We start from the raw sequence: 19,922 nt of genomic DNA, 5'->3' as shown, positions 1-19,922 counted from the left end.
AAAATGTGCACGATGTAAATGTAATGATAATTGATGATGATGATATTACGCTAACATTGCTTGAGCACATTGTGGAGGAATTGGTCAGTGGTGAAATACTCGCTTTTTCAAGCAGTATTAAAGCCCATGCTTTTTTATTGACCGAAGATGCACAACGTATCAACTTAGTGATTTGTGACTGGCAAATGCCCAGTGTCAGCGGTATTAAAATACTAGAAACCTTGCGTGTGAAGTTGGAAAATTGCCCATTTTTAATGGTAACGGCAATGCCTACCCGAGATTTAGTAATGAGCGCCAAACGCCTTGGTGTGACAGATTTCATCGCTAAGCCCTTCAGTTCTGATGAGCTTACTCAGAAGCTTTCAACACTACTTGAGAAAATTAGTCCAGCTTAAAGAAGAGATGTATTGAATTATGCAGTTTGACAAAATTATTGATAGAACCCCCTCAAATGCCTACAAATGGGAACGCTACAAAGGTCGAGATATTCTCCCTATGTGGATTGCCGACACAGAATTTCGCTGTGCAGAGCCTATTCTTGATGCATTAAAAGCCCGTGCTGAACATGGATTACTTGGCTACACCTTGCCTAATCACGCGGCTGGCGCAATTCAAGCTGTGGTTGATTGGATGGCCAAGCAATATGATTGGAAAATTGAGCCTCAGTGGCTGGTATGGACTCCAGGGGTCGTGCCTGGCTTTAACATGGCGTGCCAAGCTTTCTGCCAACCCGGCGACAAGGTTATTGTGCAAACTCCAAATTACCCACCTATGTTAGCGGCCCCAAAACTGAATGGATTAGCGCGTGCTGATGTACCCACGGTGGAAGTGGACGGTAAGTGGATGCTTGATTTTGATGTGCTAGAGCAGCACGCTAAAGATCCAAAATGCACCTTATTTATTTTGTGCAACCCAATGAATCCAGTAGGCAGTGTGTTAGACGAGGCACAACTTACCCGCGTGGCAGAGATATGCGCGGCTAACAATGTAATGCTATGTTCTGATGAAATTCACTGCGATCTGATTCTTGATAAAGAAGCGAAGCATATTCCTGTAGGTAAGCTCGCCGATGCAGAAAATAACTCAGTCACCCTAATGGCAGCCAGTAAAACCTTTAACGTGGCAGGTTTGGGTACGTCATTTGCGATTATTCCTGATGCTAAAGTGCGTCAGCGTTTTACTCAAGCGGGGCAAGGTTTAGTGCCTTGGGTGAACGTAATGGGCCTAGCGGCGACAGAAGCGGCGTTTACTCAATGTGATGATTGGTTGGCTGCCCAGTTAGATTACTTGCGCGCTAATCGTGACTACCTAGTGGAGCAAATTAACCAAATCGACGGCTTACGCGTTATTGCCCCACAAGCGACTTTCCTCGCTTGGATCGACGCTAGCGGCTTAGGCGTGGAAAATCCTCAAACATATTTTGAAGAAAAAGGTGTCGGGCCATCACCCGGTATCGATTTTGGAGATAAACAGTTTGTGCGCATAAATTTCGGTTGCCCCCGTTCACAACTAGAGCAAGCGATTAACTGTCTTAAAGCCTAACCTTTTCTTAGAGAAACACGAAAAAGGCGCTCAACCCGTGCAGGTTTAGCGCCTTTTTTATTGAATTAATACCCATTCCAATACCAATACCAATACCAATAAATTTTCGCTGAGTGGCTAATTATTTAATGGCGTTGGTATAAGACCCGCTTAGAAGTTAACTCGAGCACCCAGAACAAAAGAGCGACCAGGTAGTGGTGCCACATCTTTTAAGAAAGAAGAATGCACCCGTGCAACCCTGTCAGTCAGGTTATTGCCTTTAACAAACAAGGTCACATCTGAATCAGCCACTGTGGTGTAGTAATTCATCGAGGCTGACACCAAGGTGTAACCCTCAGTTTGGGTTTCATACGATGCAAAATGACTCTGTTTGGCATAATGAGTCGCTCCTAGCTCCGCATGCCAATCGTCGGTTTCCCAATGAAACTCCATCCCTAGGCGCATTGCAGGTATGCGCGGTACGTTACGGTTACCTTCCTCGCTGGCGGCTTCATCTAACTTGGCGCGAGTGTAATCGGCAAAGCTCTCGATTCGCAGGTTATCATTTAAGTGCCAGTCTAGCTGGGCTTCAAAACCATATAAAACCGCGTCTTGCTGACGGAAGATAAACACTGGCGTAACCTCTTCTTCATGATCGTGCTCATCTTCTAATTCTTCTTCTTCGTCGTGTCCGTGCAGTTGCTCACTGTCTAGTCCCGTGTCTTGCTCATACAGGTAATTAGCGATGTCGTTGTAGAAAAAGCTTACATCAGCCGTGATCGTATCCCCGTGATAGCGGTAACTTAAGTCGACGTTGTTTGACACTTCGTTCTCAACACTTCTGGTGGACTGGACTAATTCATAGCCGTCTTCGTCCAACTCAATATCAAACCCCGCACCGACTTCGAAGGTACCTGTGCTGATATGAAGGCCGTTAGAAAATATTTCGGACGCTGAAGGTGCACGCTCAGAGCGGGCATAGTTGAAGGCCAATGAGCTTCTATCATTCAAGGTGTACACAAGACCCGCTGAGAAACTATTAGCGTTAAAAGACCCATCAGAGAAGTTGATCTCGCCGTGCTCTTCTTCGTGTTCCTCTTCCTCTTCGTGATGTTCTTCTTCAGCGAAAAAGGTGTTATCTGGCTGATGTTTGGTATGCTCGAAGCGTGCCCCGAGTTGCCATAAGAACGCGCCTGTTTGCTTCTCTTCTAATATAAATAGCGCACTAGAGGTGGTTTTAGTACTGGGTGTGAATGCCTCATCCCCCAGAGCAGAAAAGTCAGATGAGGTGTAATGAATACCTACCACGCCTTCCCATCCACTTAGTGGTGCATGCTTTGCCCATAAACGAGACTCTTTTGCTTCATTGCTGAACGTTGTACCCACTGCGCCATCTTCAATTTCACTGTGCTCATAATCTGTATATGCATTGAGCCAATGTACCTGAGTAAATGGCCCGTCAATGTTTTGCCAATCGACTCTAGATTGATAACGGTTTTGCTTTAAGCGTGCAAATACGCTTTCTTCTTCATGCTCATCAGCATGCTCGTCGTCATGATCGTCCTCATCATGGTCTTCTTCGTCGTGCTCGTCTTCCTCATGGGCATGCTCATGACCCGGTATGCCATATTCGTTATCCAAACGGGCATATGAAAAGGCTACATTGACGTCGTCACCTATCCAGCCAATACCCAAGGTGCCACCAGTGGCATCAATGGCTGAGTTTTCTAATTTACCTATGCTGTCAGAATCTGCATCACTGGCTTCATTAGGGATGTCGTAGTCATCGCTGTCACGGGTAAAACCGTCAGCATGAAAAGCAAAATTGCCCACGCCACCGTTGATATCACCTGACAACATCTTTTCGTTCGACACGGTATCGTAAGATGTGGCCACTTCACCGTTAATGTCTTCTTGACGCTCGCGAGGTAAACGATTATCTACCACGTTGACCACACCGCCAATTGCACCACTGCCATAAAGTAAGGTGGCAGGGCCACGTAATACTTCAATTTGAGTGGCCGTTGAGGCCTCAACCGTGGTGACATGATCAGGGCCGACGCGAGACGCATCAGAAGCGTCTAATCCATTTTGCAATACTTTAACTCGTGGACCATCTAAACCGCGAATAATTGGGCTACTAGCGACAGGACCAAAGTAGGTGCTGTTCACGCCGGGCAGACCTTTGAGGGTTTCACCTAACGTAGCCGCTTGAGAATTATCTAATGCTTCGCCGCCTAAAATCGTTACAGGGGTAGCGGATTCAAGCACCGAACGGCCAATGGGGTTGGCAGTGATAACTAAGGTCTCAATACTTTGTTCATCTTTTTGGATTGGTTTTTCTGCGGCATAAACGCCTGCACTGATAAGCGCGCTGCATAACGCGGATAGTTTTAACACTGACATGTGAGGACCTTACTGCATCTTATAATTGGCTGGTGATGTTATAATATAACACCAGAAAAGGCGGTTTTCGTCAATTATTTATTCAGTTTTTTACGCTTGGCAATAATAGGTGTGAGTTTCTGGGTATGTTTAGACCCGAAAATCCTAAGTTAATGACTCGTTTTGCATTCAGATATTCCCTGCTGCCTACGCAGTAGCATTGACACTGGGTTCTATTCCATCCAAGCCGTTTATTTTCTTTACTCCCGCTATTCTTTCTCATCCAAAGTTTGCGCTAGGTGCCTACGCATTTCGAGCGTGGGCACAACGACTATCGTTGATTTGGTGATGGCGTCCGTCACCGCTCTTTCTCAGAGCCGTTATTCAGCAGGATGATGTAAAGCACTATGTGTTAAATGTTTCAAATTATTAGTTAGCTTGCTAAGTAATTTTTAGCCTCTATAATGCTTAGCATGCTAAGTAAATAGTCTGCATTCCCTTGATAAAGAAGGCAGAAGAAATGTGAGGTCGAAATGGCGGGTGAAAACAGTGAATACAGAAAGCTTAATAATCCAGCTTTGGGTTGGTTGTTAGGGCGTGTATTTCGCCTGTGGCGAAGTGCTATATCCCATTCGGTTAGGCCAATGGGAATGACCGAAGCGCGCTGGTCGGTGATGATGACTTTAAGAAACCTAGGCGAGGGCGTATCTCAGCATACGCTGGCGAGTGAGCTTGGAATCGAACTGCCGTCTCTAAATCGCACAGTGAACCAGCTAGTGGAACGCAATCTGGTTGAGCGACGTGCGCATCCGAGTGATAAGCGCTGCAAATGTTTGTGGTTTACTGACGCGGGTAATGAACAACTGCAAACACTGGAAAGTTGCGTAGGGAAAGTGCGTAGTCAGTTAACCGACGGGATCACCGAGGAAGAGCTTGATAGCATGTTTAATGTATTGAAAAAAATTGAAAGTAATGCCTGTGCTTTGCTGGATAAGCCAACAGAGGGAGGACAATAACCATGGCACCTGATCAAATGTTTAAGCGTTGGGTACACATTGCTCTTGCTGTGTTTGCTTTGTCGTTTGCCTACTTTTTAGCGGCAGATTTATGGATGCCCGTTAGCACTCAGGCTAGGGTGCTGCACCCTGTGGTGAATATTTCTTCCAAGGTTAGCGGGCAGGTTAGTGATGTGTTGGTTGAAAATAATCAGCTAGTCGAAGCCGGACAGGTGTTATTTAGTCTAGATAAACGTCCTTACGAAATTGCGGTGGACAAGGCTAAATTGGCGGTTGAAAGCGCCAGCCAAACTAATCTACAACTTGACGCATCTATTGCTGCAGCTGAGGCACAGGCTTTAGCGTCAAAGGCCGACGTGGAAGAGCTGAAGCTGGAAGTAGAGCGTGTGGAAAGCTTGATTAAATCCAACACGGTTTCACGTCAACTATACGACCAAACCAAGGCCAACTACCGGGTTGCACAAGCCCAAGTCGAGGCTGCGCAGGCAGACGTCGTCAAGTATCGCGCTCAACGGGGTAAAGATGGCCATGACAACTTATTGCTTCGCCAAGCCGAAAATACGCTGCAAAATGCGCAATTGCAGCTAAATTACGCCGATGTGCGCTCACAAGTAACAGGGCGGGTGACAAACCTACAACTGCAACCAGGGAATTACGCTCAAGCCGGCTCAAGTGTTGCCGCAGTCGTGGTCGAGAAAGGTGACATTGTCGCTGATTTTAGAGAAAAATCGTTAAGCCATGTGCAAATTGGCGATCTCGCCTCCATTGTATTTGATGCTCACCCTGGGCGTGTTTTTGACGGCCAAGTATCAGCTATTGATGCCGGGGTAAAAGATGGTCAGATAAGCGCTGATGGCTCATTGGCTAATCCTGAAAACTCAGATCGTTGGGTACGTGATGCCCAGTACATGCGCACGCATATTACGTTACTTGAAGCGCCTGATCTGCTGAAGTCATTGCCCTCTGGCGCACGGGCGACCGTACAGCTTCATCCTGTGGGTGGCTTAGCCAGTTGGTTAGGAGCAGTGCAAGCCCACGTGATCAGCATCATTCACTACATATATTAGGTTGAACTGATGTCTAAATCGTTACTGAGATTACCGTTTATTCGTAAAGGGAGCGTCAGTAGGCCTGCGCACCGAGCGTTGACGGCCAACGAAGTGCGCCAATGTTTGCGCGTGGCTTTTGGCGCGACACTTGGCTTTACCATCAGCAAAATAATGGGCTGGAATTACGGTACGTTTTTTACGGTGTATCCCATGCTGCTTCTGGGTTTAGTACCGATTTTAAACAGTCACATTATTCGCCAGTTTCTGGCAAATGCCGTCTTGGTCACTACCTTTGTATTTGTGGTGCAAGGTATGTTTGGCGATCAACCTATTCCCATGACGATTACGGTTGTGATGATCTTCGCTTTTATGTTTCGCTGCATGTCTAACGGGGCAAATTTTTTGTTTGGCGCCGTGGGCATGGTGGGCTTATCAATGCAGCTACACTTCGCCAGTTACAGCAGTGCATCGGTAAGCGATTTGGTGATGTCGAATGTGGCCGCCACAGTGCTCACTGTATTCGTCGCCATGTTAATGCATTTACTGATCCCTGATGTAGAGGCCAGACCAAAGCCCCCAGTGATAAACAAACCTGACAGCAACCGCCGACATGAGGTTATTTTAGCCACTACCGTGGCGACGTTATCCTACATCGTGTTTCAAGTGCTGGATTTACAAGGCTCGCTATCGGCTCAGGTGTCATCTGTGTTGATTCTGTTTCCGTTAAATTGGCATGGGGCAGGACGCGCAGCGGTAAATCGCGCGATAGGCACATTGGTGGGCTGTAACATTGGTTTGGCTTGGCAGTTTATTTTGCTCGACCATAGTGGGATCTTGTGGTTTGTGAGTATCGCCCTGTGGATCAGTGTGATGCTGTTTGCTCGCTATCATATGTTAGAAGGCGGCGGCTCGGGTGCAGGTTTTGGCGCGATGACGACCATGGGAATATTGTTCGGCCAGTATTTATCGCCTCAACAAGACCTGGTATACAATGCCCTTTATCGTTTTACCTCTGTCACCGTGTCGGTGGTATTAACGCTTCTAGCTGTGTATGGCATGCATAGGTTACTGAATAAATTCGCTAATACGCGCTTTATTCTAGATAGCGGGTCTACATAAAATGCTAGTCTATATAAGCACCTAACATCGGTAGTAAAAAAAACAGCAAAAAAAAGAGACCCTAGGGTCTCTTTTTTAGTGGTATTTGCAAATACGCATTAGCTATTGGCTTGCCTAAAGCGCGCAATCAAGGCGTTCGTTGAGCTATCAAAACTGAGGGCTGCATCCGTGTTAACAATTTTATCTAACACTTGGTTGCCAAGTTCTTTGCCTAATTCAACGCCCCATTGGTCAAACGAGTTAACACCCCATATTGCCCCTTGCACAAATACCTTGTGCTCGTACATGGCCACAAGAGAACCCAAGGTTTTCGGATCCATCTGCTCAAACAACAAAGTATTGCTTGGTTTGTTGCCTGGCATAGTTTTATGGGTGGCTAATTTAACTCGCTCGGCCTCATCAAGGCCCTTACCTTCAAGGTCTGCATAACACTCATCAAACGTTTTACCCTGCATCAATGCTTGGGTTTGACCAAAGCAGTTTGACGCCAGCATAGCGTGATGGGTGTTATCTTGGTTCGGCACATTCAATGGCAACATAAAGTCCGCGGGGATCAACAAGGTACCTTGATGAATAAGCTGGTGGAATGAGTGTTGGCCATTCGTCCCTTCGCTGCCCCAAATAATTGGACCAGTGGCGTAATCTACGGCTGTGGTGTCGCCGCTGATATTCTTACCATTACTTTCCATGTCTAACTGTTGAACGTACGCAGGGAAACCACGTAAATAGTGGTAATAAGGTAAAAGAACGTGACTTTGGGCACCAAAGAAATTGATATACCACACACCTAACAATGCAGTCAGCATGGGTAAGTTTTGCTCTGCAGGAGCCGTTTTGAAATGCTCATCCATTTCAAAGGCGCCTTGAAGCAATTGACGGTAATTGTCATAACCTAATGTTAGGGCAATCGGTAAACCGATAGCAGACCATAAAGAGTAGCGCCCGCCAACCCAGTCCCACATAGGGAATATGTTGTCTTCAGCCATACCAAAGTCTGTGGCAGCCTTGATATTAGAAGACACAGCGATAAAGTGTTTGGCGATATCTTGCTGGGTGCCCCCAGCGTTTAAGAACCAGTCTTTAGCCGTTAGGGTATTCTGCAAGGTTTCTTGGGTGGTGAAAGACTTCGACGACATCACGACCAAGGTTTCTTCGTGATCTAGGTTCGCGAGTACATCTTGAATATGGCAGCCATCTACGTTAGCCACAAAATGCACTTTAACGCCATCAAACCAATAAGGTTTAAGAGCTTCAGACATAATTTTAGGACCTAAGAATGAACCGCCAATCCCTATGCTTACGATCTGTTTTAGGGCTTTGCCTGTGTAACCTTTACGCTCGCCGCTGTGAATACTGGCAACAAAATCTTTGATTTTGTCTTGGCAAGCAAGTACTTCAGGCATGACGTCTTGACCATCAACATAAACGGGCTCACCTGAGAAGTTACGTAATGCAGTATGTAAAACCGCACGTTTTTCAGTGTGGTTAATGATGTCGCCTTTAAACATCGCGTCGCGTTTCTGCGAGACTTGGCTTTCATCGGCTAAAGCGAACAAAGCTTTTAGTACATCATCAGTGATCAGGTTTTTAGAAAAGTCTAGTTCAATCCCGCAAGCCGTTTGCTGGTATTTACTGGCACGAGAGGTATCGCTGGCGAACCAGTCGCGCATGTGTTGCTGTTTAACATCTTCAGCTAATGAGGCAAGCGTTTGCCAAGTAGGGGTGTCAGTCAGCGCAGTCATGCAGGACTCCTTTGGGTGTTAATTTGATTTTATAAAGTAAAAAAAAGCGCCTAAACAGACGCTCTTTTGATGCTGTTTCTATTACACGTAGCTTTTAAGTAGCGTTTCAAGTTTCACTTGGTCTGCCGCAAAGTTACGAATACCTTCAGACAACTTCTCAGTTGCCATGGCATCTTGGTTCATTTCCCAGCGGAATGCAGCTTCATCAAGTGGCGTACCAGGGGTCGTTGTTGCTCCCGTGTCTTTCAGCTTCACTTCAAGTGGGGCATCGCTGTTGGATAACTCTTCCAACAAACCCGGGCTGATGGTTAAGCGGTCACAGCCAGCAAGTTCGGTAATTTCACCGATATTACGGAAGCTTGCGCCCATAACGACGGTTTTATAGCCGTGCTCTTTGTAGTAATTGTAGATCTTAGTCACTGATTGCACACCAGGATCTTCACTGGCTGCATATTCTGTTTTACCGGTTTTGGCTTTATACCAATCAAGTATACGGCCAACGAAGGGTGAAATTAGGTAAGCACCGGCTTCAGCACAGGCTTGGGCTTGGGCGAAACTAAACAACAAGGTTAAGTTACAATTGATACCTTCTTTTTCAAGGTGTTCTGCGGCTTTAATACCTTCCCATGTTGACGCTAATTTGATTAAGATGCGGCTTTTATCTATGCCTGCTTCTTTATACAAAGCGATAAGCTTGTGCGCTTTTTCGATGCTGGCTTGCGTGTCAAACGATAAACGGGCATCTACTTCTGTAGAAATACGACCAGGAACGATATTCACAATATCGGTCCCTATGGTCACCGCTAGCTTGTCACCAGCATCAATGATCTGCTGGTCAGCGTCATCAGATTGCTCTTTTGCCCAAGCAACCGCATTTTCAAGATGCGAGCGATATTGCTCCATCTCAGCCGCTTTAAGCAACAATGAAGGGTTGGTCGTCGCATCAACGGGTTGATACTTTTTGATCGCTTCTATGTCGCCAGTATCGGCAACAACAGTGGTGATATCGCGTAGTGCTTGTAATTGATTGGACATGCTAACCTCGAATTCATTATGTTGTAAAATTACAACATTTTAATCAACAAATGTATATGTTCTCAAATTTCCTAAGTTAATAGTGGGGCGTGATCGCGTCACTATCAATACTGCCGGCGAATTAAATCTTTATGACGGTATGTGAAGAATAACCAAGATCAGGAGAAAACAAACAGGTAGCATAGAATATAACCCTTGGCCTGCATACGCGAGTAAAACACCTTCAATGTCAGCAAAAATAACCCTATTACAAGAAGACATAAACCAACTGCCTGTAGATGCCTTAGTGCGATGCCAATATTCACAGGGAGATTCTCTCTATCAATCTCATCACGACCAAGACGAGCTTAAGCAAGGTGAGCTTGAACAACCTGAGCTTGGGCAACCTGAGCTCGGACAAAGAGCTGTCATCAAGATTACTCGACCCGCTGATGCGCAGTGGGTAGCCGATGATATGTTGTTGCTAAAAGCCAACTGGGATTCAGCCGCTTCCCAGGAAAAAGCATCGCTTATTGATACTGCGTATCACCAGGTACTTGAGTTTGCGGATACCTCAAACATTCGAAGTGTGGCATTCAATGTATTAGGCGCTGAGAGTGAAATTGATGACGCGACCCTAGCGCAGTTATGTGAGCTGGCCGTAAAACGTGTCAGTGAAGCATCGATTACCTGCAGCAACCTTAGAAAAATTATAGTGTGCGCGCGCAATGAGCAAGAATATCGATACTTAGTCAGTGCATTACAAACCTTGCAACTGCATTAGTATATTCTTAGGCGGAATCGGCTTTGCGACTTAAATTGAATTAACCCTGCTGCTGAGAATAAATCCACCATTTACAAACTCATTATTAAGATGGGTTGATCCATACGGGCAAGAGCCTCACTGTTAATAGAAATTAATAATCAAACTCATCTATTTTAATCGGTTGTACCTAGCGTAGCTGTTGGTATCATAATGCCATCTGATTAAGAGTAAGGAATTTACATGCTACTTGTTGTATCACCAGCCAAAAATCTCGATTTTGAGAAGCACAGCAATGCACCTTCGTCGAGCCAGCCTGAGTTGCTAGAGCACAGTCAGCAGCTGATTGATCGCAGCCGTAAGTTGAGCCCAGCGCAAATTGGCTCACTGATGAAAATAAGCGATAAACTCGCCGGCCTAAATGCCGACCGCTTCGCTGCATGGCACACGCCTTTCACCGATGAGAATGCCAAGCAAGCGGTATTAGCATTCAACGGTGACGTGTACGGTGGTTTAGATGCCGCCAGTTTTAGTGAGCAAGACTTTTCATATGCACAAAAGCATATGCGTATCTTGTCGGGGTTGTATGGTTTATTGAAACCACTGGATTTGATGCAAGCTTATCGCTTAGAGATGGGCACCAAGCTAGACACTGAGCGAGGCACTAACTTGTATCAATTTTGGGGGAACATCATCACCGAAAAGCTCAATCAGGCATTGGCAGAGCAGGGTGATAACGTGTTGGTCAATTTGGCCTCTAGCGAGTATTTCACTGCGGTTAAACCAAAAGCATTAGACGGCGAAATTATCGAGCCGGTATTTAAAGATTTTAAGAACGGCCAATATAAAATTATCAGCTTCTACGCTAAAAAAGCCCGGGGCCTGATGGCACGTTATATCATTCAAAATAAAGTCAGTGAGGTTGCCAAGCTTAGAGATTTTGACACGGCAGGGTATCACTTTAGCGAAGAGCAAAGCGCAGGCAATAAGCTGGTGTTCTTGCGCGACGAACAATAACCCCCACCGAGATAGTCATTTGAGGTAAATCGCTAGCAGCTCTAGCTGAATGACCAATACTGCTAGTGATTTCATCTTTGTTGTGTGGGAGTTACATAGGTGTCTTCGAATCTTAGCTTTTATTAAGTGGGCTTTCACGAGATAGATTTTCTCGACGCAGGTTTTCAAACAGCGAAGGCTCCCACGGGCGCATGGCCATTAGTAAACCAAAGTGCTGGCGTTTACTCAATGGCAAACTGGCATCTTCTTGGTTTAGTACCGCAGCCTCTTTGGTTAGTTGATTAAGTTTTCGCTGGATAATATCCACTGATGTCTGTGAGTAACGCCCACGCAGGTAAAATCGAAAAGTCCATGGCTCTTCCTTCTTAGGTGCCATAAATTTCACCATGACCTCTCGCTCCATAAATCGCTCTAATGGCCCGCCGGGTATCCATCTGAAATCTTGTGCAATCAGAGACTTGTAGTGATTGTTAGGCAGTAAATCGATAATTTTAATGCGATCTAACTTAGCCAGTAACTGCACACATTCATGAGTGTCGATAGCGTAATGCCCAACGATTTCATCGAAGGTCCAAGCATCGCGCACGCACACGGCAACGAGTAACAATTTAGTGTCAGCCAATAATTCATTTTCTTGTTCTTCGGTGAGCTGAGTCAGTTGCTGGGTTTGCTTTTGGGCGATGATGAATAAGTCAGAAAGGCTCATCTGCAAAATCTCACAAATTTGCTCTAAGCGGTCCAAGGCAAAGCTGTTCGTTGAGAAGATGCGTTTTACGTTTGCTTCGCTCATGTCGAGTTTTTCGGCAATGTATTTATACGTTATCTGATGCTGACGTAGCAACTGCTTTAAGGTGTTGCTGATTTGGCTAATCTGACTCATAAATCCCTTTAAGTAGCGTATTAATATACTTTTGGTTGCGACTGAGTATACATAAACGGTCATTGTTTACACAGGTAATACTGGTGCTTAATCTGTGTCTCGTCTCTTGGCAGCGCCATTAGGCAACAAACAATATCTACTGATAACAATGAAAAAGGATGACCGATGAAACTTATCAATACGCTACTTACCGCGACATTTATACTTGGCACCACTGTTATTGGCGCTGGCAAGGCCAACGCTGCGGGCTCAGTACAGCATAGTGCTCAAGCGAGCAAGTATTCTGCATTAGCGGTAACAGAAGGCGTCGCATCCACTGCCAAAGTGGCCAGTGTTGCCGTGGCAGCCCCACTGATCGTTGCTGGTGGGGTGAGTTTGGTTACCGGCAGCGTTATTGTCGAAGCCGCTGATAGCATCAAAAGTAGTCATAGCAGCAACAGCCATGCTGATAAAAATACGCAGCTTGAGCCATTAGTCATAAGTGATGCAACTGTCACCGCTGACCCTGCGCCAAACCAGGTCATCGTTATTCAAAACAACAACACGCAAGGTCAATAATGATGACTATGTCTTCTAAACAATGGCTAACAGCGTTAGTCCTTACATTAACCTTTTCTTTCACTGCGACAGCGGGCAGCCAAGCGAATAAAGTGGCAACACATGAGCCAGAGCAGATCGTTCGCTTTGCTAAAAATGTGGAGAAGTACGCGGCCAACCAAGGAGCAAGAGCATTTATTATTGCTAGAGTGGGCCGACCGCAAAAAGATCTGCCCAAAGGGATACGCTTCACTCATACGGCGGTGGCTGTATATTCAGATATCACCCTAGATGACGGTGAACTGGTCAAGGGTTACGCGATTTATAATCTGTATCAAAAAAGCGGCGAGTTAGACAAAAGCCAGTTAGTCACCGATTACCCAGTTGATTTTTTTTGGGGCGCTGCACAGCTAAGCGCAGGAGTGATTATACCCACGCCTGATATGCAAACGCGTTTAATTGACATCATTAGCACAGGTAAAAATGCGCAGTTGCATAACGAAAACTATTCGGTGATTGCTAACCCCATGAACAGGCAACTGCAAAACTGCACCGAGCATACGTTGGACATGCTCAATGCCGCGATTTATCAAACGACAGATATAGATAAATTAAAAGCCAATACCCAAGCATATTTTACGCCCCAGCGTGTGCATACCAGCCGTTTTAAGCTGATGTTTGGTGCAATGCTGCAAGATGATGTGACCACGAAAGATCATACTGGCAAAGTGTCCACCACGACCTTTACATCTATTGCCCAGTATTTAGCTAAATACGATTTGGCCAGTCAGAGCGTTATTTTAGGCAGTGACGGACAAGCAGTAGAAATTATGTCTGGTTCGAAATTTGTGGCCAGTGCAGCGAATTCATCAATATAAGACAAAGCTGGGTTCAGACTGTTCGGCAAATGAAGTTAAGAGAAATGAAAAATAAAAGCACTAAAGTATCGTAATAATAAACTTTCGGTGTAGCTATGCTCAACAAGCATCAATAGGGTTTATTTAGTCTGAACTAAAAGGCATATTCGTCTCACCCCAGCAAGACGCAGGGGTGCAAACAACTAATCAAAGAAGGACAAACACATGACAATTCAAGCACCGACGAAATCATATACATTGGCATCATTAGCGGCATTACTGATTGGCACGGTTGCCTACAGTATCGGCTTGTTCAATGCACAGATGGCGCTAAATGAAAAAGGTTACTATTTGATCATCATGCTCTACGGTTTGTTCTCAATGGTATCCCTGCAAAAAACAATCCGTGATAAAGCCGAAGGCATTAAAACCTCAAGCATGTATCAAACGTTATCATGGGCATCATCTGGTTTTGCTATCGCGTTATTAGCAATCGGCTTATACAACGCAGAATTAGCATTAAGTGAAAAAGGCTTTTACGCCATGGCGTATGTGCTGAGTTTGTTTGCCGCTGTGACAGTACAAAAGAATGTACGTGATAAAGACGCATTGGCCGGAAAACAAAAGGAAGTGCAGCAAGCTGAGTTCGCTACAGAGCAAGTGAGCTAATAAAGAAACTAAAAAAATAGCGCTGAGTTAAAAAGCCGAGGGAAGCATATGCTTCCCTCGGCTTTTTTTGGTATTTCTGATTCAGTCGCTTAACGTTATGTGATTAACGCAATAGCATGCAACTCAAGCCTACAATTTACTCGGAAGTTTGCTCCCGGCCTAACAAGGCGAGAGCCGCTTCTTTCGCGGGTTTACCTTGGTACAGCACTTGGTATATTTGCTCGCAAATGGGCATTTCAACTTGGTGCCTTGCAGCCAACTGGTGCACCTCCTTGGTGTTGCGGTAACCTTCAACCACTTGGCCAATTTCTGCAATCGCATCGTCTATGCTTTTGCCTGCGCCTAAGGCCAGCCCGAAGCGTCGATTACGTGATTGATTATCCGTGCAAGTCAATACCAGATCGCCTAAACCAGCCATACCCATGAAAGTTTCTGGTTGTGCGCCTAAGGTGATGCCTAAGCGGGTTAACTCTGCCAAACCTCGGGTAATCAACGCGGTTCTGGCATTGGAGCCAAAGCCTAATCCATCAGCTAATCCAGCGCCGATGGCAATCACGTTTTTCACTGCACCGCCGAGTTGAACACCCACAAAATCATTGTTTTTGTAAACGCGGAAAGAACGAGAGCAGTGCAGCATGTTGGCAAAATCAGTAGCCAACTGTTCATCGGTAGAAGACACAGAAATGGCAGTGGGTAGACCTGCGACCATTTCTTTGGCAAATGTAGGGCCTGAAACAACCGCAAGGGGAATAGCGTCGCCGAGTATTTCTCGGGCCACATCTTGCAACAATCGACCGTTTTCTGGGTCGAGCCCTTTGGTGGCCCAAATGATTCTATGTGCCGGAGTGAGCATGGGTTTGATTTGGCGCAGCAGTGCCGAAAAACCATGACTTGGCGTCACGATAAGCAAATCATTGTTAAGGTTAACCGCTTTGAGCAAGTCAGCTTCAATCACTAATGGATCGGGAAATGTAGCACCGGGTAGGTATTTTTGATTGCATCTGGCTGTAGCCATATCTTGCATTTGCTTTGGGTCTCGCCCCCACAATGTAGTGGCAACGCCATTTCTGGCCAGACAAAAAGCAAGGGCGGTGCCATACGACCCCGCCCCTAACACTGAAACTGTTTGTTTCATTGGCTAAGTACTTACGCGTCTAACTGCGTAGGTGCTTGTTCTTGCGCCTGCTGAGCCGCACGTTTTTGCATGTATGCTGCAAAAATAGCGTCAAAGTTTACCGGCGCAAGGTTAAGAGGAGGGAAAGTACCACGATTGACTAAATTAGAAATCGTTTCGCGTGCATAAGGGAAAAGCGTGTTCGGGCAGAAAGAGCCCAACATATGCGCTTTATTTTGCTCAGGCATTTCGCCAATCGCGAAGATACCCGCCTGCTGTACTTCACACAAAAAGGCTGTTTCTTCACCTAACATAGCCGTTACAGTGACAGCCAAAACGATCTCGTAGACATTTTCTTCGATCAGCGCACTACGGGTGTCCAAATCTAGTTGAACTTCAGGTTTCCATTCTTTTTGAAAAATCGCCGGTGAATTAGGCGTTTCAAAAGAAATGTCCTTGGTGTAAATGCGTTGAATTGCGAATTGAGGTCCCTGAGCGGCTTGTGCTGCGTCAGCTGGGGTTGTTTGGTTTTCTTCAGCCATTATGCTTCCTTAAATTTTCTGCTTATGCAGAAAGTAATGTATCTAATTTATTTTGTGATTCTAGTGCGAACATTTCGTCACAACCACCTACATGATGCTCACCGATAAATATCTGTGGCACGGTTGAACCACCATTAGCACGGTTGATCATCTCTGGGCGAAGCTCAGGTTGAACATCCACTTTAAATTCGGTGTACGTCACGCCTTTTTGCTCCAACAGGGCTTTAGCTCGGTGACAGTAAGGACAATGCCCTTTGGTGTAAATTTCGACTTTACTCATGTTAAAAATACCTTTTGTTTATTTGCTAATCGGAAGACTCGCGCCTTGCCAGGCGTTCATCCCACCTTTAAGAACGGATACCTGCTCAAAACCTTCCTTCAGCATTTGGTTTGCGGTACGTTTACATGTCATTCCCATTGCACACACAACAATAATGGGTTTGTCTTTTTGTTTTTCAAGGCCGGTAAAATCGCCTTTGGTTACCTGCTCAGGTTTGATCTGTTTCGCGCCTAAGATGTGGCCCTTTTTAAATTCAGCGACAGGGCGAATATCCAGCACCATAGCATCATCTTTATTCATTAGAAGAGTGGCTTCATGGGTGCTTAGCTCTTTTAGTTTTGAAAATGAACTCGCCACTGTGGAGTAAAGTAAAGCTACTAACAAAGCGACGAATAAACCCGCTAAAATGTAGTGATTTGTAGCAAACTCAATCACTTGTTCCATAATTATTGCGCCTCATAGATGCAGTCAGGGTAAAAAAATGAGTGCAAAGTATATAGAAATTATCGCCTAAAACCAGTGGCAGGGCGCATCCTTGGCATAACTTATAAAATAAGCTTTTGTAAACCTACGATTTTTCCATTAATTGGCCGTGACGCGCCACCACACACAGGATAATATGGCGCCTGCGGTGGTAAAGTGCTTACTTGCACTTTGTATTCTATCTATCTGCCCCCAAGTTAACTTTTACAATCTTATTTAGCGGAGACAAACATGAGCCAAAGCAAAAAAACGGTAGCCCTCATTATTATGGATGGATGGGGTCACAGAGAAGACACCACCAACAACGCTATCGCCCATGCCAAGACTCCCGTGCTTGACCGCTTAACCAAAGAAACCACCAATACCTTGATATCCGCATCCGGTATGGATGTAGGTTTGCCAGGTGGGCAGATGGGGAACTCGGAAGTGGGTCACGTTAATTTAGGCGCAGGTCGCGTGGTTTATCAAGATTTTACGCGCGTAACGAAAGCCATTGAAGACGGGGATTTTTTCGAAAACGAGGTTTTGGTGAGTAACGTCGACAAAGCCATCAAGCAAGACAAAGCCGTGCACATCATGGGGCTTCTTTCGCCGGGTGGCGTTCACAGTCACCAAGACCATATTTTCGCCATGATTAAACTGGCTGCCAAGCGCGGCGCGAAGAAAATTTTCTTGCATGCCTTCTTAGATGGCCGCGACACCCCTCCGCGCAGCGCCAAAGCACCACTTGAAGCTGCCGACAAAGTATTCGAAGAATTGGGCGTGGGTAAAACCGCCACTCTGGTTGGCCGTTACTACGCTATGGATCGTGATTCACGTTGGGATCGCGTCGAAAAAGCATACAAGGTTATCGCTAAAGGTGAAGGCGCGTTCAACGTAGCCAGCGCTATTGAAGGGTTAGAAAATTCTTACAGCCGCGATGAAAACGATGAGTTTATGCAACCTACTGTTATTGGTGATGCTGCGCCAATTGAAGATGGTGATGCGTTAGTCTTCATGAACTTCAGAGCGGATCGCGCCCGTGAAATTAGCCGTCCATTTGTGGAAAAAGATTTCAGCGATTTCGAGAAAGGCGAGCACATCGATTTAAGTGCATTTGTGATGCTCACTCAGTATGCCGAAAGTATTGACGCACCAGCAGCATATCCGCCGGTTGCTTTGGTAAATGTAATGGGTGAATGGTTGGCTAATCACGGCAAGACCCAGTTACGTATTTCTGAAACTGAAAAGTTTGCCCATGTAACGTTTTTCTACAGTGGGGGCAAAGAGGATTTATACGAAGGTGAAGAGCGTATATTGATCCCGTCACCAAAAGTCGCGACATATGACTTACAACCTGAAATGAACTCAACTGAACTGACTGACAAACTGGTTGAAGCTATTGAATCTGGCAAGTTTGATGCAATCATTTGTAATTACCCTAACGGTGATATGGTGGGGCACACAGGTAACTTCGACGCTGCGGTTAAAGCATGTGAAGCCGTTGATACCTGCATTGGCCGAGTAGTTGAAGCCATCAAAAAAGTCGGTGGCGACTGCTTAATCACAGCTGACCATGGTAATGCCGAGAAAATGGCGGATGAAACCACTGGCCAAGCGCACACGGCGCATACCAGTGAGCTCGTACCGTTTTGGCATGTAGGGCAGGAAACCACAGCCCGTTCAGGCGGCACCTTAAGTGATGTTGCACCCACCATGTTGCATTTGATGGGCATGGAACAACCCGCAGAAATGACCGGCAAGCCTATAGTTACTCTGGTTAAGTAATTCCTTTGCTACCATTGTTGTTATGGTTGAAACAAACAAAAGCACCATGCTTATGGTGCTTTTTGTTTGTTTGCTTGTTACCCATTTATGCCAACGGCCAGTCCAAAGATGAACTACAAGCATTGCAAAAACAGATAAAGCAAAAGCAGCAACACGTTGCCCAGCAGTTAGCAAAAGCGAAAAGTTTACAATCTGATTTAAAGCAAATTGAACTGAAGATCGCCAAAGCGGCGACGGCACTCAATGCCACTGAGCAAGAGCTTAAGGACAATCAGGAAGAGCAAAAAAGGCTTAAAAAACGCCAAAGTGATATTCAGCAAAAATTAGCCCAGCAACAAGATGTGCTATCCAGGCAAATTCGTAGCGCGTTTATGACAGGCAACCATGACTACGCCAAGATGCTACTTAACCAAGAAAACCCAGGCAAGTTCGAGCGCACCATCACCTATTATCAATACCTGAATGAGGCGCGTCGTGAATTAATTGACGAGTTTTTGCTACTGGGTAAAGAGCTGACACAGGTCAATCTAACCTTGATTGAAAAGCAAGACAGCCTACAAAATCTGCTCGATCGCCAGCAAGCGCAACAAGCCACGCTAAATCAAGGGCAAAAGAGCCGTAAGCAGACGTTAAGCAAATTACAGTCTGCCATTGAAAGCGATGCGGCCAAAATTGAAGAACTGCAAGCAAATGAGCAAAATCTACGAAAAGCCATCGCTGAAGCGGAGCGCTTGGCAGCCCAAAAACCGACCAGCTTCGACGGTTTAGCCAAACTAAAAGGCAAATTGTTGAAACCAGCAGATGGCCGAGTGCGCAAATTATTTGGTACAAAACGTGAGGGGCAGATACGCTGGAAAGGCATTATTGTTGAGGGAAATGCAGGCAGTAATGTTATCGCGATCCACCATGGTAAAGTTCTGTACGCTGATTGGTTGCGGGGCTTTGGTCTGGTCACTGTGCTCGATCACGGTAATGGCTACATGAGCTTGTATGGCCACAATCAAGCTTTACTGCATCAGGCCGGTGATACCGTGGCCGCTGGTGAGCCTATTGCGCTTGTTGGTCAAAGTGGCGGGCAAACCTCCCCTAATTTATATTTTGAAATTCGCTACAAGGGCGACCCTGTTAACCCCACGCAATGGATTAAGCTTTAATGGGCGCTCTGGT

The 19,922-nt window shown here is 45.8% G+C and carries 20 protein-coding genes; 12 read left to right on the top strand and 8 right to left on the bottom strand.

The window, feature by feature from the left end; translation table 11 throughout:
* Positions 1–5 precede the first annotated feature (5 nt).
* The gene (locus AC0L6N_RS16520) at positions 6–395 is read left to right on the top strand and encodes a response regulator (protein ID WP_011576355.1); all 390 of its coding nucleotides are present in this window, start codon (positions 6–8) and stop codon (positions 393–395) included.
* 19 nt (positions 396–414) lie between these two features.
* The gene (locus AC0L6N_RS16515; protein ID WP_473476072.1) at positions 415–1,542 is read left to right on the top strand and encodes a MalY/PatB family protein; all 1,128 of its coding nucleotides are present in this window, start codon (positions 415–417) and stop codon (positions 1,540–1,542) included.
* A gap of 150 nt (positions 1,543–1,692) precedes the next feature.
* Here AC0L6N_RS16515 and AC0L6N_RS16510 read toward each other — a convergent pair whose 3' ends face one another.
* The gene (locus tag AC0L6N_RS16510; RefSeq protein ID WP_473476069.1) at positions 1,693–3,927 is read right to left on the bottom strand and encodes a TonB-dependent receptor; all 2,235 of its coding nucleotides are present in this window, start codon (positions 3,925–3,927) and stop codon (positions 1,693–1,695) included.
* Positions 3,928–4,439: 512 nt separating this feature from the next.
* Between AC0L6N_RS16510 and AC0L6N_RS16505 the strand changes: the two genes are divergently transcribed.
* The 3 genes from AC0L6N_RS16505 to AC0L6N_RS16495 are packed head-to-tail and all read left to right on the top strand — an operon-like array spanning position 4,440 to position 7,090.
* Positions 4,440–4,922: a MarR family winged helix-turn-helix transcriptional regulator gene (locus AC0L6N_RS16505; protein ID WP_473476066.1), complete on the top strand. Its 483-nt coding sequence runs from the start codon at positions 4,440–4,442 to the stop codon at positions 4,920–4,922.
* Positions 4,923–4,924: 2 nt separating this feature from the next.
* Positions 4,925–5,989: an HlyD family secretion protein gene (locus tag AC0L6N_RS16500; protein WP_473476064.1), complete on the top strand. Its 1,065-nt coding sequence runs from the start codon at positions 4,925–4,927 to the stop codon at positions 5,987–5,989.
* 9 nt (positions 5,990–5,998) lie between these two features.
* The gene (locus tag AC0L6N_RS16495) at positions 5,999–7,090 is read left to right on the top strand and encodes a DUF2955 domain-containing protein (RefSeq protein WP_011576350.1); all 1,092 of its coding nucleotides are present in this window, start codon (positions 5,999–6,001) and stop codon (positions 7,088–7,090) included.
* A 98-nt stretch (positions 7,091–7,188) separates the two neighbouring features.
* On the opposite strand, the gene pgi is transcribed toward AC0L6N_RS16495, so the two are convergent.
* Together pgi and tal are read right to left on the bottom strand one after the other, a co-directional pair.
* A complete protein-coding gene (gene pgi, locus AC0L6N_RS16490) occupies positions 7,189–8,832 on the bottom strand; it encodes a glucose-6-phosphate isomerase (protein WP_473476061.1) in 1,644 nt (547 codons plus the stop codon).
* 81 nt (positions 8,833–8,913) lie between these two features.
* On the bottom strand, positions 8,914–9,867 hold the full coding sequence (tal, locus tag AC0L6N_RS16485) for a transaldolase (RefSeq protein WP_473476058.1): 954 nt from the start codon (positions 9,865–9,867) through the stop codon (positions 8,914–8,916).
* Between the two features lie 226 nt (positions 9,868–10,093).
* Here tal and AC0L6N_RS16480 point away from each other — a divergent pair, with 226 nt between their 5' ends.
* Both AC0L6N_RS16480 and yaaA read left to right on the top strand, forming a co-directional pair.
* Positions 10,094–10,630: a macro domain-containing protein gene (locus tag AC0L6N_RS16480; protein ID WP_473476056.1), complete on the top strand. Its 537-nt coding sequence runs from the start codon at positions 10,094–10,096 to the stop codon at positions 10,628–10,630.
* A gap of 222 nt (positions 10,631–10,852) precedes the next feature.
* Positions 10,853–11,626, top strand: a complete 774-nt coding sequence (gene yaaA, locus AC0L6N_RS16475) for a peroxide stress protein YaaA (RefSeq protein ID WP_473476054.1) — start codon at positions 10,853–10,855, stop codon at positions 11,624–11,626.
* Between the two features lie 112 nt (positions 11,627–11,738).
* Here yaaA and AC0L6N_RS16470 read toward each other — a convergent pair whose 3' ends face one another.
* Entirely contained in the window at positions 11,739–12,506 is a 768-nt protein-coding gene (locus AC0L6N_RS16470) for a helix-turn-helix domain-containing protein (protein ID WP_473476052.1), read from the bottom strand.
* 165 nt (positions 12,507–12,671) lie between these two features.
* On the opposite strand from AC0L6N_RS16470, the gene AC0L6N_RS16465 reads away from it, so the two are divergent.
* The 3 genes from AC0L6N_RS16465 to yiaA all read left to right on the top strand — a co-directional run bounded on the left by AC0L6N_RS16465 (position 12,672) and on the right by yiaA (position 14,569).
* Positions 12,672–13,064, top strand: a complete 393-nt coding sequence (locus AC0L6N_RS16465) for a hypothetical protein (protein ID WP_473476049.1) — start codon at positions 12,672–12,674, stop codon at positions 13,062–13,064.
* Positions 13,064–13,921, top strand: coding sequence for a DUF2145 domain-containing protein (locus AC0L6N_RS16460; RefSeq protein WP_473476046.1), 858 nt, complete (start codon positions 13,064–13,066; stop codon positions 13,919–13,921). The genes AC0L6N_RS16465 and AC0L6N_RS16460 overlap by 1 nt, the downstream gene beginning before the upstream one ends.
* A 204-nt stretch (positions 13,922–14,125) precedes the next feature.
* Positions 14,126–14,569, top strand: a complete 444-nt coding sequence (gene yiaA, locus AC0L6N_RS16455) for an inner membrane protein YiaA (protein ID WP_473476045.1) — start codon at positions 14,126–14,128, stop codon at positions 14,567–14,569.
* 136 nt (positions 14,570–14,705) lie between these two features.
* Here the strand turns inward: yiaA and gpsA are convergent, their stop codons facing one another.
* The 4 genes from gpsA to AC0L6N_RS16435 are packed head-to-tail and all read right to left on the bottom strand — an operon-like array spanning position 14,706 to position 16,949.
* The gene (gene gpsA, locus AC0L6N_RS16450; RefSeq protein WP_473476043.1) at positions 14,706–15,704 is read right to left on the bottom strand and encodes an NAD(P)H-dependent glycerol-3-phosphate dehydrogenase; all 999 of its coding nucleotides are present in this window, start codon (positions 15,702–15,704) and stop codon (positions 14,706–14,708) included.
* Between the two features lie 11 nt (positions 15,705–15,715).
* Complete coding sequence (gene secB, locus AC0L6N_RS16445; RefSeq protein ID WP_011576340.1) at positions 15,716–16,225, bottom strand: protein-export chaperone SecB; 510 nt, start codon at positions 16,223–16,225, stop codon at positions 15,716–15,718.
* Between the two features lie 22 nt (positions 16,226–16,247).
* Entirely contained in the window at positions 16,248–16,505 is a 258-nt protein-coding gene (grxC, locus tag AC0L6N_RS16440; RefSeq protein ID WP_473476040.1) for a glutaredoxin 3, read from the bottom strand.
* An 18-nt stretch (positions 16,506–16,523) separates the two neighbouring features.
* On the bottom strand, positions 16,524–16,949 hold the full coding sequence (locus AC0L6N_RS16435; RefSeq protein ID WP_006991801.1) for a rhodanese-like domain-containing protein: 426 nt from the start codon (positions 16,947–16,949) through the stop codon (positions 16,524–16,526).
* 270 nt (positions 16,950–17,219) lie between these two features.
* Here AC0L6N_RS16435 and gpmI point away from each other — a divergent pair, with 270 nt between their 5' ends.
* Positions 17,220–18,755 (top strand): 2,3-bisphosphoglycerate-independent phosphoglycerate mutase, encoded by a 1,536-nt coding sequence (gpmI, locus tag AC0L6N_RS16430; protein WP_473476039.1) that lies wholly within the window; start codon positions 17,220–17,222, stop codon positions 18,753–18,755.
* Between the two features lie 62 nt (positions 18,756–18,817).
* Positions 18,818–19,909: a murein hydrolase activator EnvC family protein gene (locus AC0L6N_RS16425; RefSeq protein WP_473476037.1), complete on the top strand. Its 1,092-nt coding sequence runs from the start codon at positions 18,818–18,820 to the stop codon at positions 19,907–19,909.
* Positions 19,910–19,922 lie beyond the last annotated feature (13 nt).

This window comes from Paraglaciecola sp. G1-13, assembly GCF_055809255.1.
The sequence above is the reverse complement of the archived record's forward strand: the minus strand, read 5'-3'. Positions and strand labels throughout refer to the sequence as shown.